This is a genomic window from Plectonema radiosum NIES-515, from assembly GCF_025753815.1.
Classification (GTDB): Bacteria; Cyanobacteriota; Cyanobacteriia; order Cyanobacteriales; family Nostocaceae; genus Hassallia; species Hassallia radiosum_A.
In genome coordinates, this window is record NZ_JAOWRF010000336.1 from 1 (window position 1) to 14,973 (window position 14,973).

A 14,973-nucleotide genomic window follows, 5' to 3' on the forward strand; every position below is an offset into this window, starting at 1 on the left:
GTGTATAAGAGACAGCAAGTTTTCTGTATTTCTTCCTTTGCGGCTTTGCGACTTTGCGTGAGATAAAAATAATATGGTTCATTTAAGATGAAAATTGCAGTCAACGGTTATTTTGGACTTTGACCAAACACCGTTTTCCATAAATCTTAAAACTGCTTCCACCTCACCTCCTACTCAACCTTTGAGAGAAATTGTGAATTTTAGCTTAATATTGTTACTTTGTCGGTATTTTTGGGAATTATAGAAGAAAGTGTACGCGCCAAGATTCGGAAACTTAGGTACAAAATTCGTAAAAAAACAGGCAAAAATAGAAAAAAAATACTGACATTTGCCAAAATAGCAGTTATGGTATTAATAACTAAAGCTTACAGCAATAATTTGCTAAAAAAATGAGTTAATAAATATCTTTTCACTATGAAGACATAAACCTTATGAGTGCATATTTATTCAATATGTATTCAATACCAATGACATTTAATCCGAAAATTAACCAATAACACCACAGGTTTTTATTAAGGATTTTAATAACTCAAATGGATGAAAGTGGCTATGGAAGTAGTCACAAATTTTTCACACCGTATTTTTCCAGGAAAAACACTATGCTTCAGGTGAAAAATGGAGATATTTATGATGACAAAATGCTAGCAGATTTAATCGAGTTGCAACTTCATGTAGTTGAATTGGTAGAGTTTAAAAAATACTCGCAAGAACTCCAACGGCTTCAAAAACAGGAGGAGTTATATCACCAAGTTACTGAAGGTATGCAAAAGCTTGAATCCCATGCAGAACGCATAAATCTTTTGGCTGACAAGCTAGAGTTTGAAATTTTGCAGTTTCAGGAAATTGCACTGGAAATTAATCAGTCCTACCAAGCTATTCAGCAGCCTTTAGAGTTAAAAACACTTGGAAACGACGAATTAAAACGGTTTCGTTGTAGACCTCTCAATATATGGGAAGTCCATTATTCAAAAGTACCCACTGTAATTAGACACAACACTGGGTTTGTCTTGACCGCAAAAACTATAGATTTATTCAAGGCACAAGGGGAACTTGAATTTCAAAAAAAAATAAAAGCAGCACAAAGCCGCAGAGAAGCATTTGAGTCCTGGTTAGTACAAAAAAAATAACCAAAACTAAAGTTATGAAACGTGTATTAGTACTTTATTACACCCAATCGGGTGATGTACTTCGCGCTGCGGAGTCTTTTGTCAAATTTTTGGATACACCAGAAGTCGAACTTACTTGGGAATGTATCAAACCAAAAGTTGATTACCCTTATCCCTGGAAATTGTTCAAATTTTTTGATGTTTTTCCAGAATGTATTAATGAAGAACCACCGGAAATTTATCCGCCAAAGTTTGGTGAATCTGACAAATTTGATTTAGTCATTGTTGCTTATCAAGTTTGGTTTTTAGCACCTGCTTTACCGATTCAGAGTTTTTTCAAATCCGAGTATGCAAAAGTTCTAAAAGACACGAAAATTATCACTTTAATTGTCTGTCGAAATATGTGGCATTCAGCCTCAGAAATTATGAAGAAAATGATTGCTGAGGTCGGAGGTATTCACATTGACAATGTTGTGGTGACTCATCAAGGTCCACCTTTGGCTACCTTTATCACCACACCCCGGTTATTGTTAACCGGAAAAAAGGATAAATTTTTGGGAACATTGCCACCTGCGGGGGTGAAAGATGAGGATATTCATGCACTATCAAGATTCGGTAGGCAGATAGCAAATAATCTAACGGTATTGACTGATTCTTCTAATCACTCAATGCTCAAAGGACTTGATGCTGTTGAAGTTAATCGACGCTATATCATCCCAGAAATAATCGGACGATTTGTATATAATCCTTGGGCAAAAATAGCTCGTTTTTTTGGTAAACCTGGAAGCTGGAGCCGACGACCCATCATATACCTATTTGCGGTTCAGCTCGTCTTAGTCATTCCCATTGTGCTTTTAGTTTCGATGGTTTTTCGAGTTCTGTTTAATCCTTTGTTGAACAAAAAACTTGACGCTTATGTTGACGTTCTTAAATCCCCATCTGCGGCTGGATAGGAAGACGTAGTAATTCGTTTTACCTATATCCAGAAATGAAGTTTAATTGCCAAAATTACTCTTGTTTTAGTTTTTTCTTTTGTCACTTTCAAGGAGAATAATATGGGTTCTGCATACATTACAGGTCTTGGTGTTTTTCTACCCAACAACCCAGTTGACAATGAAAACATCGAAAATGTTCTGGGGTTAATCAACAGTAAGCCCTCCCGAACCAAGTCAAGAATCCTGAGAAACAACGGCATCAAAACTCGATACTATGCGATAGATCCGAATACTGGCAAGCAAACTCACACCAATGCTCAATTAACAGCTGAAGCAGTGCGAGTGCTGTCAAATAAATTTAATTTTTCATTAGAAGAAATTGAGTGTTTGGTCTGTGGAACTTCAGGTCCGGATCAGCTTATTCCTAACCATGCTGTCATGGTGCATGGTGAGCTTGAGTGTTTACCCTGTGAGGTAATAAGCACAAGTGGTGTCTGCTGCTCTGGAGTCACTGCCTTTAAGTATGGATATATGAGCGTGTCTTCTGGGTTGACCAAAAATGCTGTCACAACCGGGTCAGAAGTCGTATCAAATGCACTCAGGGGAGCGTATTTCCAACCAGAAATAGAAGCAAAAATCCAGGAGTTGGAAAGCAACCCTGTCATAGGTTTTGAGAAGGACTTTTTGAGGTGGATGCTTTCCGATGCCGCTGCCGCAGTTTTGATAAATGATAAGCCTCGTCAAGATGGAATTTCGCTCAAAATCGAATGGGTTGATATCGTCTCTTATGCTAATGAGCTAGAGACTTGTATGTATGGGGGAGGTGTCAAGAGAACAGACGGTTCTTTACAAGGGTGGCGGGATGTTGAGAATCCAGATGAAGTATGGAAAGAGGGTTATTTAAACCTCAAGCAGGATGCCAAACTTTTAGGACAACATATTGTTGACTATGCGGTGAACAAGTGTTTTTCAACGGTTCAAGCTAAATACAATTTGCACCCTGATGAAATCACTTGGTTTTTGCCTCACTACTCATCGGAATATTTTAAGGAGCCACTCCACGATGCGTTCCTTGATTTTGGATTTCCGATTCCATACCATAAATGGTTTACCAACCTAACTATGAAGGGAAATACAGGTTCGGCTTCTATTTTTGTGATTCTTGAAGAATTGATGTCATCAGGAAAACTTGAACAAGGCGAAAAAATACTTTGTTTTATTCCCGAAAGCGCCAGATTCTCCTACGCATATATGCTTTTGACAGTGGTTTAAGTTGTGCGATCGCTATGTCCGTCAAATGAAAACTTTGACGGACTACTTATTCACTCGATATTAATCAGCGTGTTCAACAATTTTTGAAATATTTGAATCATGGAAACCTTCAAAATCCCTAAAGCTAAGGAACAAGTTATTCCCCAAGCTGAAAATCTGTTTAAGTCAGTCTTACTTGTGGTGCTACTAATTGGTTCTTTAGCTCTAGCACAGGTGGGTGTCACCAAAATAGACACTTATTTCTCTTTTAATTTGGAAGCAATACACCTAGTAATTAAATGGGCGTTTGTTACCGTTTTGGCAGTATTTAACTGCATCCTGCTGACGGGTATAGGAGTGATAGCCCATGAGGGCATTCACGGGGTATTATTCAAAAGCAGGTTTTGGAATGACCTGTGGGGTGGAATATTGTCTGCGTTAGTTGTCTTCCTCCCTTTTTATGCAAACCGTGAATTTCATTTGACCCACCATCGTTACACCCATCAGCCAGACTTAGATCCAGAGCAACCTTTGCATAACCACTCCTTTTGGTATGCATTTGCTATGGGAGGATTTATTGCCCTTTATCAACACTACAAAATAGTTGCAGCCAATTTATTAGGGGTATTTTCGCTGAAGTGGAATAAGGTCTTTCGAGGTCTGAAAGATATTTGCTTTGTGGGTGTGGCTGTAGCTTTCTATTTTTATCTGCTCCCAATGCAGGGGATTTCCCTCTGGTATACAGTGGTTCCCACCTTCGTGTTAGTGCCGATGGTATATTCCTTCCGTGCGATGTGCGATCATTATGCCTTTGCACCTGCGGTTTCACCAGCTGCCAAGAAAAGCTTGGATCGGGTAGTCAATATTGAAGATCAGTCTGAGGATCTTCAAGGTGAGCAACTACAGATTGACAGCTGGTTAATCCTGACGAATCCAATGCTTACTTGGCTATGGAGCAACATTAACTATCAGCAGGTGCATCATCGGTATCCTTACTTATCTTATCGATATCTGCCGGAAATTTTTGAAGCCACGAAGCACGAGCAGCCCTATGCACTGGTGAACGGTTACTTCCGTTGTTTGATGCATTTGAAAAATATGCCATATTACTCGACTCACGAACAGATAAAGCCGTTCTTATTTGGGGTAACTTCTGAGAACTCGGTTTAAATATAGCGCGATCGCACCTTCTGTCCAATACAGACCTAACCCCCCAACCCCTTTTCTCCTAGGGAAGGGGAGTAAGACTCAAAGCCTCTCTAGTAATAAAAGCTGCTCCCTAACCCTCCCCTTGTAGGGGAGGGTTAGACCAGAGGTAGCACAGAGGAATGGAAGTGAGGTTAAAAGCGTACTGCACCTAAGGGAGAACCGCTGTATTTAGGGCTATAGGTGGCTGTGTTAGCTAGGGGTGATGGTTATACCAATTCTATGTGAGGCTGCACATAACGCCCTCAGGCTGGAAGCCTGGGAGCAACGCGGGCACACAAACGAAGCCCACCTGCGTGGGCTAAATTAGGCGCATCTTCATAAAGAAATGGTATTAGCCTAATCTCACCCCAGCCAAAAATAGGCTGGATATCCCTTCAAACTAGTTGGTTTTGTTTAACTTAGGCGGCGTTTTTCCACTTGCATATTGAATTTTGACTATTTTGTAAGGAATTAACTCATGAAAGACTTCAAGATTCCTAAACATACAGAACAAGTGATTCCCCAGATAAAAAATTTGCTAAAGTCCCTTGTATTGCTCGGTCTTGTGGTCGGTTCTTTTTTTCTAACACAGGCAGGTGTTGATAGAATTGATGCCTCTTTCTTAGCTATACCTGGTTGGTTTCATTTTGTTTTGAAGTGGGGATTTATCATCGGTTTAGCATTGGTTAACAACGTGCTAATAATGGGTCTAGGGATACTGGGACACGAGGCAGCACATCGGGTGTTATTTAACAGTGTCTTTTGGAATGACTTCTGTGGTGGGATATTTGGGGCACTTCTTCTACTTCCTTTTCATAACTTCCGGAATTTTCATTTCACCCATCACGGTTATACACATCAGCCAGGTCTAGATCCTGAAGAACCTGTAAATAATCACCCCATTTGGTTTGCTCTAATTGGGGGAGCCTTCATCGGTCTTTATATCCATTACAAAACACTTGCGGTCGATTTGTTGAGTGGGTCAAGAAAGCAGCAATATCAGGCGTTGAAAGATGTGTTTTCCTTAAGTATTGTAGGAGCTTTCTATTTTTATATTGTCCCGATGGCGGGAATTTCCATATTGTATACAGTTGTTCCGACTCTCCTGTTATTGCCATTGGTTTTTATGTTCCGTAACCTGTCGGAGCATCACGGCATTCCAGATCAGGCGAGAAAAAGCACACAACAAACAGAAAACCCAAATGTTGATAGTTGGATAGTACTAACGAACCCTTTAATGACTTGGCTATGGAGTAACACCAATTATCATCAGGTACACCATCGGTATCCTTATTTGTCTTACCGATATTTTCCGGAAATTTTTGAAGCCACGAAGCACGAGCAGCCCTATGCTGTAGTGAACGGCTACTTCCGTTGTACGATCAATTCGCTGAAGCGAGCCTATTATGCAAGCGATGAAGACCTAAAGCCATTTTTGACCTCCTAGGTTGGTTGTTTCACCTCTGCCAGCACGAAGATCGCCAACTCGAAATCAGCTGCTCTGTGTCTAAAGGGCAGCTGATTTCGATTATCAAAGGGTCTGAGTTTTCTAGATTGTTTGTGGTTTTTAAATTAAGACTGTTAGTTTGTGTGGATTCTTTGGGAATCCTATGAATAAGCCTGCTGAAGGTTCTTTGCTGGCAAGTAAAGAGAAAATTTTTGGAGACAGCTACTTTATGTGGCGGATGAGGTGAATTTTGAGATGAAATTTAATACTTTTGGCAAACGAGCAGGGTGGTGGCTCATCCTTTTAGTAGTGGCTTGTGCTTCTATAACTAGCACCGTTGTTCTCTACAGATTCTTGCCCTTCCAGAATAGCTCACGCACTTCGCCACAAACTTTAGAAGCAACAGAAAGTACAATTGCTGTCAATGCCGTTGCTGCCTTAGGAGATTTGGAACCACAAGGAGAGGTTATTACCCTGTCGGCTCCCAATAGTGCTCAAGGTTCGCGGGTTGACCAACTGCTCGTAGAACGGGGAGACAGTGTTAAGACTGGGCAAATAATTGCAATTCTTGACAGTCGCGATCGCCTGTCAGCTGCCCTGAAAAAAGCCCAAAAACAAGTCCTCGTTTCCCAAGCTCGTCTAGCACAGGTAAAAGCCGGAGCTAAACAGGGTGAGATTGATGCTCGCAAAGCGGACATTGGAAACATTTTAGCTGAAAGGCGCGGACAAATTGCTACACAACAAGCAACGATTCAGCGCTTGGAGGCTGAATTGCTCTTTGAAAAGCAAGCTCAATTAGCGACGATTGAGCGTCTCAAGGCTGAGTTGCAAAATGCTAAAAGAGATTGCGATCGCTACTCGCTTTTATATAAAGAAGGTGCTGTCACAAATCAAGAGCGCGATCGCAAGTGTCTGGAACAAAAAACCGCGACTGAGCGCGTCAATGAGGCATCAGCTACCCTAAATCGAATTGTAAACAGTCGTCGAGAGCAAATCATCGAAGCCAAAGCGACGAAGCAGCGGACAATTGACACTCTCCAACAGCAGCTAGCTCAGGCTAAAGCTACCTTAGAGCAGACGGTGGAAGTCCGTCCAGTAGACGTGGCAATTGCTTCTTCTGAACTTGAAAATGCCAAAGCATCTGTGCAACAGGCTCAAGCAGAACTAGACCTAGCTTATGTGCGATCGCCCTCTTCTGGTCGAATTCTGAAAATTAACGCTCGTCCAGGAGAAATCGTCAGCGAAAAGGGAATTGTTGCTCTAGGTCAAACCCAACAAATGTATGTGAAAGCAGAAGTCTATGAAACCGACATCGCTAAGGTCCGTGTCGGTCAACGAGCCATCATTACTAGCAATGGGTTTAGTGCGAAGTTACACGGAACTGTAGACGAGATTGGTTTGGAAATTGGCAAAAAAGATGTTCTCGGTACTGACCCGGTAGCTGATGTAGACGCCAGAGTAGTGGAAGTCAGAATTCGTCTTGACCTAGCAGACAGCAAACTCGTTGCCGGCTTAACTAACTTAAAGGTTAAATCGATAATTAATACTTCCTCTGTTCAATAAAACACTATATATAATTAAATGAAAATATCCACAGCCTGGTTACAACTTAAGTATGAAAAACTCAGGTTATTAGTAGCATTAGGTGGAATTAGCTTCGCGGTAGTTTTGATATTTATGCAACTTGGCTTGCGTGCCGCTTTATTTGATAGTGCTGTCGCTTTGCATTCAAAATTGCAAGGTGACATTTTTTTGGTCAGTCCTCGGTCTACCGCTTTGATTGCTATGGATAACTTTTCTGAACGTCGGTTATATCAATCTTTAGCTTTCGAGGAGGTAGAATCTGTTGTTCCCATCTATTTAGGTTTTGCACAGTGGAAAAATCCGCAAACTAGAAATTATTGGCGCAACATATATGTAATCGGTTTTGAACTTGGCGATAAAGTATTTGATTTACCAGGTGTCAAAGAAAATTTAGATAAGCTGAAAATTCCAGATGTTGTTTTATTTGATGAAGCCTCTAGAGCCGAATTTGGTCCCATTGTTTCCGAATTTAAACGCCAGGGAATAGTTATTACAGAAATCGGAGACAGAGGTCCTAGCAATCGCCGAATTAGGGTAGAAGGATTATTTCAGTTAGGAACTTCCTTTGGAGCCGATGGCAATTTACTGACCAGCGATTTGAATTTTCTGCGGATTTTTCCCCAACGACCAAAAGGATATATTAATCTCGGCATAATTAAATTAAAACCCGGTTATGATGTTATTAAAATCTGCGAAAAATTCAAAAAATATTATCCGACAGATATCAAAGTTTTATCTAAACAAGAATTGATGGAACAGGAAAAGAAATATTGGGATAGTAGTACTCCAATTGGGTTTATTTTTGGTTTTGGTGTAGTTTTGGGAATAATAGTCGGGATTATTATTGTCTATCAAATTTTGTATAGCAACTTATCGGAGCATTTGGGTGAGTACGCAACTCTCAAAGCCATAGGATATAAACATTCTTACTTACTGTCTGTGGTTTTTCAAGAGTCGCTAATTTTAGCAATTTTTGGTTACATTCCTGGCTTTGTTATCGCTTCTGGAATGTATAATGTAGCTAAAAATGCCACACTTTTACCAGTTGCAATGGAACTAACTAGAGCCTTGTTTGTATTGGTCTTGACATTTTTAATGTGTTTTAGTTCTGGGGCTATTGCTGTACGGAAACTGCAAGAGGCAGACCCGGCTGATATTTTTTAGCGCAATACCGTTCAGTTAAGCCTGAAATCCTCTGTAGAGACGCGAAATACGAAGTCTCTACATGCCGAAATAAATACCAAAAATCCTTAACACGCCCGCGTATTGTTTTTTAACATATTGTTAAATATTGAGATTTATGCCGCCTATTGTTATTCGCAATCTTAACCATTACTTTGGCAAAGGCTCACTAAGCAAACAGGTTTTGTTTGATATTAACTTAGAAATTAAAGCTGGTGAAATTATTATCATGACGGGGCAATCGGGGTCAGGAAAAACGACTTTATTGTCGTTAATTGGAGCTTTGCGCTCCGTTCAAAAGGGAAGTTTGAGAGTTTTAGAGCAAGAACTTTTGGGAGGGAATGAAGACCAAATGGTGTGGGTACGTCGGCGAATTGGCTATATTTTTCAAGCTCACAATTTGTTGCAGTTCATGACTGCCCGACAGAATGTACAAATGTCAGTTGAATTGCATGAAAATATTTCTGCTCGTGAAGCTCGTACCAAGGCTGAAGCAATACTCAAGGCAGTTGGTTTGGAGGAGCGAGTTAATTACTACCCTCATAATCTCTCAGGTGGACAAAAGCAGCGAGTAGCGATCGCTCGTGCTTTGGTGAGTCATCCCCAATTGGTTTTAGCAGACGAACCGACTGCGGCATTAGACAGCAAAACTGGTCGAGAAGTTGTAGACCTAATGCAGCATTTGGCTAGAGAACAAGGTTGCACCATCATGCTTGTAACTCACGACAATCGGATTTTGGATATTGCTGACCGCATCCTTCATATGGAAGATGGTCGGTTGGTAAAAGAAACGGTGGCAGATCGTCACTAATAGCACTTTGCACCTTCTGTCCAATACAGACCTAACCCCCAACCCCTTCCCTACGAGGGAAGGGGAGTAAGACTCAAAGCCTCTGACGCCACTTGCTACAACGCGGGGAACCCGCGCAACGCAGTGGCTCCTCCTCATAGGAGAGAGGAATGGAAGTGAGGTCACGCATTGTACTGCACCCAAGCGAGAACCGCTAAAAACCAATCTCAAACATTAAGCTTTTAATTGAGGAAAAACTGTGCAAAATAAATTATTTCCAACTTGGGCAGAGGCAATTACCCAACCAGCGACTGAATTTGGTTTAACACCCCTGCGTGTTATTACTGGTGCTATTCCCACGGGGTTACGGGGTTCTTTATATTACAACGGTCCTGCACGGCTAGAGCGCGGCGGAAGACGAGCGGGACATTGGTTTGATGGGGATGGGGCAGTTCTGGGGGTTCATTTCACCGATACAGGTGCTACTGGGGTTTATCGTTACGTACAAACAGCGGGATACCAAGCAGAAGAAAAAGCTGGAAAGTTCCTGTTCGAGACTTATGGGATGACACCACGAGTACCGATTTGGAAACAGTTGGGTGCAAGACCAAAGAATTGTGCAAATATTTCGGTGATGGCGTTGCCCGATAAGCTGTTAGCGCTGTGGGAGGGGGGGCTACCCCATGCCCTTGACCTGGTGAACCTCAAAACTTTTGGACTCGATAATTTAGGAGGGTTAGCTGATAGCGGAGCTTATGCGGCTCATCCGAAGCTTGACCCACAAACACAAGCAATTTACAACTTTGGGGTAACTTATGGGGTAAAAGCAGTGTTGCATATCTACCAGTGCGATCGCACGGGTCAGATTCAACAACAAGCTGAAATAGAACTCGATGGTCTGCCCTTGATACATGATTTTGTGCTGGCTGGTAATTATCTGGTGTTTTTCATTCCTCCGGTGCGGCTAAATCCAGTTCCATACCTAGCAAGGATGGCTTGCTTCGGTGATTCCTTGCAATGGCAAAAAGAACAGGGAACACAAATTATAGTGATTGATAAAACTACGCTCAAAGTAGTTAGTCGTAGCACAGAGTCGTCTTGGTTTCAGTGGCATTTTGCTAATGGTTATACTGATGCTAGTGGCTGTGCCGTAGTACACCTCGTCCGCTATGAAGATTTTCAGAGTAATCAGTTCAACAAAGAGGTGGCGACAGGTCAAACACGTACAATTGCCAAGGGAAGGCTCTGGAAAGTACGTCTAAACCCGCAATCGGGCAAGGTGATCGAAATGCATCAACTGCTCGATCGCAGCTGCGCTTTTCCCAGCGTACCTCCACATCGGGTGGGGCAAGAATCGCGCTTCACTTATTTATTAATGCATCGGTCCGGGGTTGATATCGGTCAGGAATTGTATGGTGCGATCGCTCGTTTCGACCATCAAACCAAAACCCTTATCGAAGCCGACTTCGGTGAAAACCGTTATCCGATGAAAGCTATTTATGCTGTTGATGCTGAAAATCCGGAAAAAGGTTGGGTTTTAACTGTAGTATTTGACGGCAATTCTTGCAGTAGCTCTGTCTGGATATTTGAGCAAGAGCATCTTGATGCTGAACCAGTTTGCAGGCTGGCATTACCCAGTGTAGTTTCTTTTGGGTTTGGGGGAACCTGGAAATCCGCTTCAGTGGCAAACACTTTTTGAGGACATAAAGATGCAGAAGAAGTGCGATCTGTTGGATGCGATCGCCTTTCTTTCTTTAGATACTCTCCTAGAGTCTACCTATAAGCAAGATCCAAAAGCCAGCCGCTGATATTAAAATCGCCACCAAGTTTTTTGCATGTAACTGAGAATCGCAAAAGCGATCGCTGCCAAAAACAAGAGCCAAATTACACCCCCTGGCATAAAACCGAGAATCCCAAAGCCTCTGAGTACCCAAACGGCGATCGCAATTCCAAAAAGGAAGCCGCAAGTTTGGGTTAATAGACGATTTAATTTATTAGAAGATTGACTCACTTTCATTGCCCGCTCCATCGCAACAGCTTATCAAAGCATAACGGGCATTGCAAAACTTTATAATTTTACGTCAGAGACCGATCGTGTCAAAGGCTCTACTTTTAAAGCTAGTTCAGTATTTACCGATGAAGGGAAGTTCATCATAAAATTACATATTTTTCCCTAAAGTTTGGGAATAATTAGCTTATAAGCAATTTTTCCGGAAAATTTATCTATGGAAGTGGAACTACAATTAGTCGGTTGTCATGGATGGAGTTAAAGACTTTACATTTTAACTGCGTAAGTGGCTTTGAGGAGTAACCAAAATCAATATGTCTGCGTTTTATATCCCAAATATTACTACAGGTGACGATATGACTTGGAGTCAAGACAAGCAAAAGTTACTCATGGAGGGTGAAATTTTGGTAGAAACGCGATCGCATAATGCTTGGGGTGGTGCTGTCACTGCTTGGATGTATGTGCCTTTAGTGCGATCGCATGTCTGGCAGCAATTAACAGATTACCCGCGTTGGGTGCAATATTTTCCTGATATAACAAAGAGCGAAGTAACACATCGAGGTGAGGTGAAACGTCTGTATCAAGCAGCACAAAAAGCATTTTTATTTTTCACGGCACAAGTTGAAATCTACCTCAACGTTGCCGAAGAAATTGGTCAGCGAATTCAATTTCGGATGGAAAAAGGAACTTTTGCAGACTTTACAGCTAATTTAGAACTAAAAGATTGCGGTAATGGCACATTGCTAGCTTATAGTGTGCAAGCTACGCCTAATATTCCTATACCATCGATGTTTATTCAGCAAGCAATGAATTTAGAATTGCCGACCAATATGCGTAAAATGCGACAAGTGCTTATGTTAGGTCAGTAATACCAATGTCACAGGCAAAACCTATTTTAGAATTTTGGTTTGGTCATCCCGATGAGCTCAGTTACGGTAAACCTCAAAAAATTTGGTTTAATAAAACACCAGAGTTTGATGAGGAACTGCGAACTCGATTCGGCACAGATTACCAAAAAGCCGCAGCGGGACACCTAGACGATTGGATCGACTTACCTGAAACTTGTCTAGCGCTGATTTTGTTGTTAGATCAGTTTCCCCGAAGTATATTTCGCGGTACTCCTGAAGCCTTCGCTACTGATTGGGAAGCACTTTCAGCAGCGCAGCAGGCGATCGCACTCTTGTACGATCGCCACTTTTTGCCTGTACAACGCTGGTTTATCTACTTACCTTTTCAACACAGCGAAAATCTAGATCATCAGCATCAGAGTCTAAAACTATTTCAGCAACTCAGTCACGATCCTGACAGCACCAGTGCAATTGAGTATGCATATCGTCATCTGAAAATAATTGAGCGTTTTGGGCGATTTCCTCATCGCAATGCAATTTTAGGGCGCATTTCTACCCTAGAGGAAAAAGAATTTTTACAGCAACCAGCTATATAGGTTTAAACTCACATCTTGCACCTGGAAATATGGATGTAATTTAATTACTCAGTATTAAACTTAAACCTTTGATTTAGCGATAGGGGTACTATTAATGATAAGCAATTTAGTATGAGGATTGTTTATGCAACACAATTTGCAGCATCAACTGTAAATAGCTGTGTTTTATAACTTAAATTAAATTATTTTCAATTTTAAATTTCCGATTTTGGATTGCCTTCATCTCAAATCATATTATAATAAACCTCGTTTACCATTGGGACGTACAGTCATCCAATTAGTCTTAGCTACTGCCAGCTGCTCCTCAGAAATTTTCGCACCAGTTAAATTAGCACCACACAGATTAGCACCTCGGAGATTGGCATTATTAAGATAAGCATAGCTAAGGTCTGCACCTCGCAAATCTGCTGCTTCTAAATCCGCATGACTAAAGTAAGCCTGACTCAAATTAGCATCTCTAAGATTCGCACGGTTAAGAGAGCTTCTGCCAAAGTCAGTGTTGTGGAGATTAGCTCCTTGGAGGTTGGTTTTCTCCAATTGAGAGGAATGGAAATTCGTTCCCGATAATTCTGCTCCTTGCAAATTCAGTAGATTCAAATTGTGTTGGGCAAAATCTCGTCTTCCTTTAACGTAAGCCGTTAATAAAGCTTGAGTATCTAATTTCCGACTAACTTTACTATTTTGATGCAAAGTACTATTGCTGTTTGCCAAAGTAGTTGATTTTGTAGTCATCACTCCTTGCCGTATTCCTGGAGCTTGTAAAGCTGCTCCTTCTGCGGCTTTGGCTCGTCTTGCGCGAATTGCTGCTGCTAACTCCTGAATCCCTGCACTAGAAGAAGGGCTAGAAGGATTGCTGCAATACACACTAGAATCTTCCAAGTGGTTACGTGTTAGAGAAGTTCGCTCTTTCACGCTCACAGAAGATTGAGCAACCATACTTTGTGCCAAACTGTCCAGGTATGGTTCCATCTCTAGTGCTCTGAGTACTTCTTCGGCTGACTGATAGCGATTGCGTACTGAGACTTCGAGCATTTTTCGCAGCACTTGTGTTAAGTGAGCGCTGACTTGTACAAGCTGTTCCCACATCATTTCCCCGGTTGTGGGATTGTAGTCCAAATCTCTAGGAGATTTGCCAGTCAGCAGATAAATGGATGTTACTCCCAGCGCGTAAATATCACTGGCGTAAACTGGACGCATAGCCATTTGCTCTGGAGGGGCAAAACCAGGAGTGCCAATTGCGTATGCAGTTAATGCTGTTTGCTCGGATTGGTTTGTAACTTGACTAACTTGGTTTTTGACGGCTCCAAAGTCGATCAGAACTAATCTGACATCTTGATCGCGGCGAATCAAGTTGGCTGGCTTGATATCGCGGTGAATCACCTTTTGCTCGTGGATGTATTGTAGCAATGGCAGCATCTCGCTCAAGAATTGCTTGACTCCGGCTTCGCTCAAAACTCCGTCGCGTTTCACCTCCTGTTGAAGGGTAGCGCCACTGATGTATTCCTGGACTAAGTAGAATTGTTCATGATCTTCAAAATAGTCTAGCAGCCGAGGTACTTGGGGATGATTGCCAATTTTGCCTAGGGTTTTCGCTTCTCGCTCAAACAGTTCCCGCGCCATTTCTAAAATGTGTGGTGCGGTTCCCGAAGGACGTAGTTGCTTGATTACACAACTTGGTTCGCCTGGTAAGGCTTCATCTTGGGCTAAAAAGGTTGCACCAAAACCACCTTGACCTAATGGTTTGAGCACCCGATAGCGATCGCGCAACCGCAAAAGCGAGCCACAAGACTGACACCTTTGGCTGTATGCCAAATTTTCTGGATTGAGACAGATCGGATTTAAGCAGTAGCTCATGCACTGTCAACTCGCTGCACGAATAATTACGGGGGAGCATTAAACTCTCTTTTCATTATTTAAACAAAAATCTACTTTTGCCAGGTCATTTTCGCTGGAATCTTTTGAAGAGTTGCTAAAGTTAGCCACCAGCTTAAGTAAAGTAATCATAAACCCCCGAAAATCTACTCTAATCAACCTCGCA

13 protein-coding genes are annotated in these 14,973 nt (G+C 41.8%); 11 read left to right on the plus strand and 2 right to left on the minus strand.

Features of this window, described 5'->3' with window-relative positions:
- Nucleotides 1–599: 599 nt before the first annotated feature.
- The 9 genes from OGM63_RS23640 (at nucleotide 600) to OGM63_RS23680 (ending at nucleotide 11,182) form a co-directional block, all read left to right on the plus strand.
- Nucleotides 600–1,127: a hypothetical protein gene (locus tag OGM63_RS23640; protein WP_263748119.1), complete on the plus strand. Its 528-nt coding sequence runs from the start codon at nucleotides 600–602 to the stop codon at nucleotides 1,125–1,127.
- Nucleotides 1,128–1,141: 14 nt separating this feature from the next.
- Nucleotides 1,142–2,059 (plus strand): hypothetical protein, encoded by a 918-nt coding sequence (locus OGM63_RS23645; protein ID WP_263748120.1) that lies wholly within the window; start codon nucleotides 1,142–1,144, stop codon nucleotides 2,057–2,059.
- 102 nt (nucleotides 2,060–2,161) lie between these two features.
- Complete coding sequence (locus tag OGM63_RS23650) at nucleotides 2,162–3,313, plus strand: beta-ketoacyl-ACP synthase III (RefSeq protein WP_263748121.1); 1,152 nt, start codon at nucleotides 2,162–2,164, stop codon at nucleotides 3,311–3,313.
- A 99-nt stretch (nucleotides 3,314–3,412) separates the two neighbouring features.
- Complete coding sequence (locus OGM63_RS23655; RefSeq protein WP_263748122.1) at nucleotides 3,413–4,462, plus strand: fatty acid desaturase family protein; 1,050 nt, start codon at nucleotides 3,413–3,415, stop codon at nucleotides 4,460–4,462.
- 496 nt (nucleotides 4,463–4,958) lie between these two features.
- Nucleotides 4,959–5,927: a fatty acid desaturase family protein gene (locus OGM63_RS23660; protein ID WP_263748123.1), complete on the plus strand. Its 969-nt coding sequence runs from the start codon at nucleotides 4,959–4,961 to the stop codon at nucleotides 5,925–5,927.
- Nucleotides 5,928–6,182: 255 nt separating this feature from the next.
- A complete protein-coding gene (locus tag OGM63_RS23665; protein WP_263748124.1) occupies nucleotides 6,183–7,490 on the plus strand; it encodes an ABC exporter membrane fusion protein in 1,308 nt (435 codons plus the stop codon).
- Between the two features lie 18 nt (nucleotides 7,491–7,508).
- Nucleotides 7,509–8,675 carry an ABC transporter permease DevC gene (gene devC, locus OGM63_RS23670; protein WP_263748125.1) on the plus strand — a complete coding sequence of 389 codons (1,167 nt, stop codon included), beginning with the start codon at nucleotides 7,509–7,511 and terminating at the stop codon, nucleotides 8,673–8,675.
- A gap of 136 nt (nucleotides 8,676–8,811) precedes the next feature.
- A complete protein-coding gene (locus tag OGM63_RS23675; RefSeq protein ID WP_318528540.1) occupies nucleotides 8,812–9,504 on the plus strand; it encodes a DevA family ABC transporter ATP-binding protein in 693 nt (230 codons plus the stop codon).
- Between the two features lie 238 nt (nucleotides 9,505–9,742).
- Nucleotides 9,743–11,182 (plus strand): carotenoid oxygenase family protein, encoded by a 1,440-nt coding sequence (locus OGM63_RS23680; RefSeq protein ID WP_263748127.1) that lies wholly within the window; start codon nucleotides 9,743–9,745, stop codon nucleotides 11,180–11,182.
- Between the two features lie 111 nt (nucleotides 11,183–11,293).
- Here OGM63_RS23680 and OGM63_RS23685 read toward each other — a convergent pair whose 3' ends face one another.
- Nucleotides 11,294–11,494 (minus strand): hypothetical protein, encoded by a 201-nt coding sequence (locus OGM63_RS23685; protein ID WP_263748128.1) that lies wholly within the window; start codon nucleotides 11,492–11,494, stop codon nucleotides 11,294–11,296.
- A gap of 311 nt (nucleotides 11,495–11,805) precedes the next feature.
- Here OGM63_RS23685 and OGM63_RS23690 point away from each other — a divergent pair, with 311 nt between their 5' ends.
- Nucleotides 11,806–12,360 carry an SRPBCC family protein gene (locus OGM63_RS23690; protein WP_263748129.1) on the plus strand — a complete coding sequence of 185 codons (555 nt, stop codon included), beginning with the start codon at nucleotides 11,806–11,808 and terminating at the stop codon, nucleotides 12,358–12,360.
- Between the two features lie 5 nt (nucleotides 12,361–12,365).
- Nucleotides 12,366–12,935, plus strand: coding sequence for a DUF924 family protein (locus OGM63_RS23695; RefSeq protein WP_263748130.1), 570 nt, complete (start codon nucleotides 12,366–12,368; stop codon nucleotides 12,933–12,935).
- Between the two features lie 234 nt (nucleotides 12,936–13,169).
- Here the strand turns inward: OGM63_RS23695 and OGM63_RS23700 are convergent, their stop codons facing one another.
- A complete protein-coding gene (locus OGM63_RS23700) occupies nucleotides 13,170–14,789 on the minus strand; it encodes a serine/threonine-protein kinase (protein WP_263748132.1) in 1,620 nt (539 codons plus the stop codon).
- Nucleotides 14,790–14,973 lie beyond the last annotated feature (184 nt).

What these genes read in the sequence shown, in the direction of transcription:
- OGM63_RS23640 (WP_263748119.1), top strand. Translation starts at nt 600, where the DNA reads ATGCTTCAGGTGAAAAATGGAGATATTTATGATGACAAAATGCTAGCA.
- OGM63_RS23645 (WP_263748120.1), top strand. Translation starts at nt 1,142, where the DNA reads ATGAAACGTGTATTAGTACTTTATTACACCCAATCGGGTGATGTACTT.
- OGM63_RS23650 (WP_263748121.1), top strand. Translation starts at nt 2,162, where the DNA reads ATGGGTTCTGCATACATTACAGGTCTTGGTGTTTTTCTACCCAACAAC.
- OGM63_RS23655 (WP_263748122.1), top strand. Translation starts at nt 3,413, where the DNA reads ATGGAAACCTTCAAAATCCCTAAAGCTAAGGAACAAGTTATTCCCCAA.
- OGM63_RS23660 (WP_263748123.1), top strand. Translation starts at nt 4,959, where the DNA reads ATGAAAGACTTCAAGATTCCTAAACATACAGAACAAGTGATTCCCCAG.
- OGM63_RS23665 (WP_263748124.1), top strand. Translation starts at nt 6,183, where the DNA reads ATGAAATTTAATACTTTTGGCAAACGAGCAGGGTGGTGGCTCATCCTT.
- devC (WP_263748125.1), top strand. Translation starts at nt 7,509, where the DNA reads ATGAAAATATCCACAGCCTGGTTACAACTTAAGTATGAAAAACTCAGG.
- OGM63_RS23675 (WP_318528540.1), top strand. Translation starts at nt 8,812, where the DNA reads ATGCCGCCTATTGTTATTCGCAATCTTAACCATTACTTTGGCAAAGGC.
- OGM63_RS23690 (WP_263748129.1), top strand. Translation starts at nt 11,806, where the DNA reads ATGTCTGCGTTTTATATCCCAAATATTACTACAGGTGACGATATGACT.
- OGM63_RS23695 (WP_263748130.1), top strand. Translation starts at nt 12,366, where the DNA reads ATGTCACAGGCAAAACCTATTTTAGAATTTTGGTTTGGTCATCCCGAT.
- OGM63_RS23700 (WP_263748132.1), bottom strand. Translation starts at nt 14,789, where the DNA reads ATGAGCTACTGCTTAAATCCGATCTGTCTCAATCCAGAAAATTTGGCA.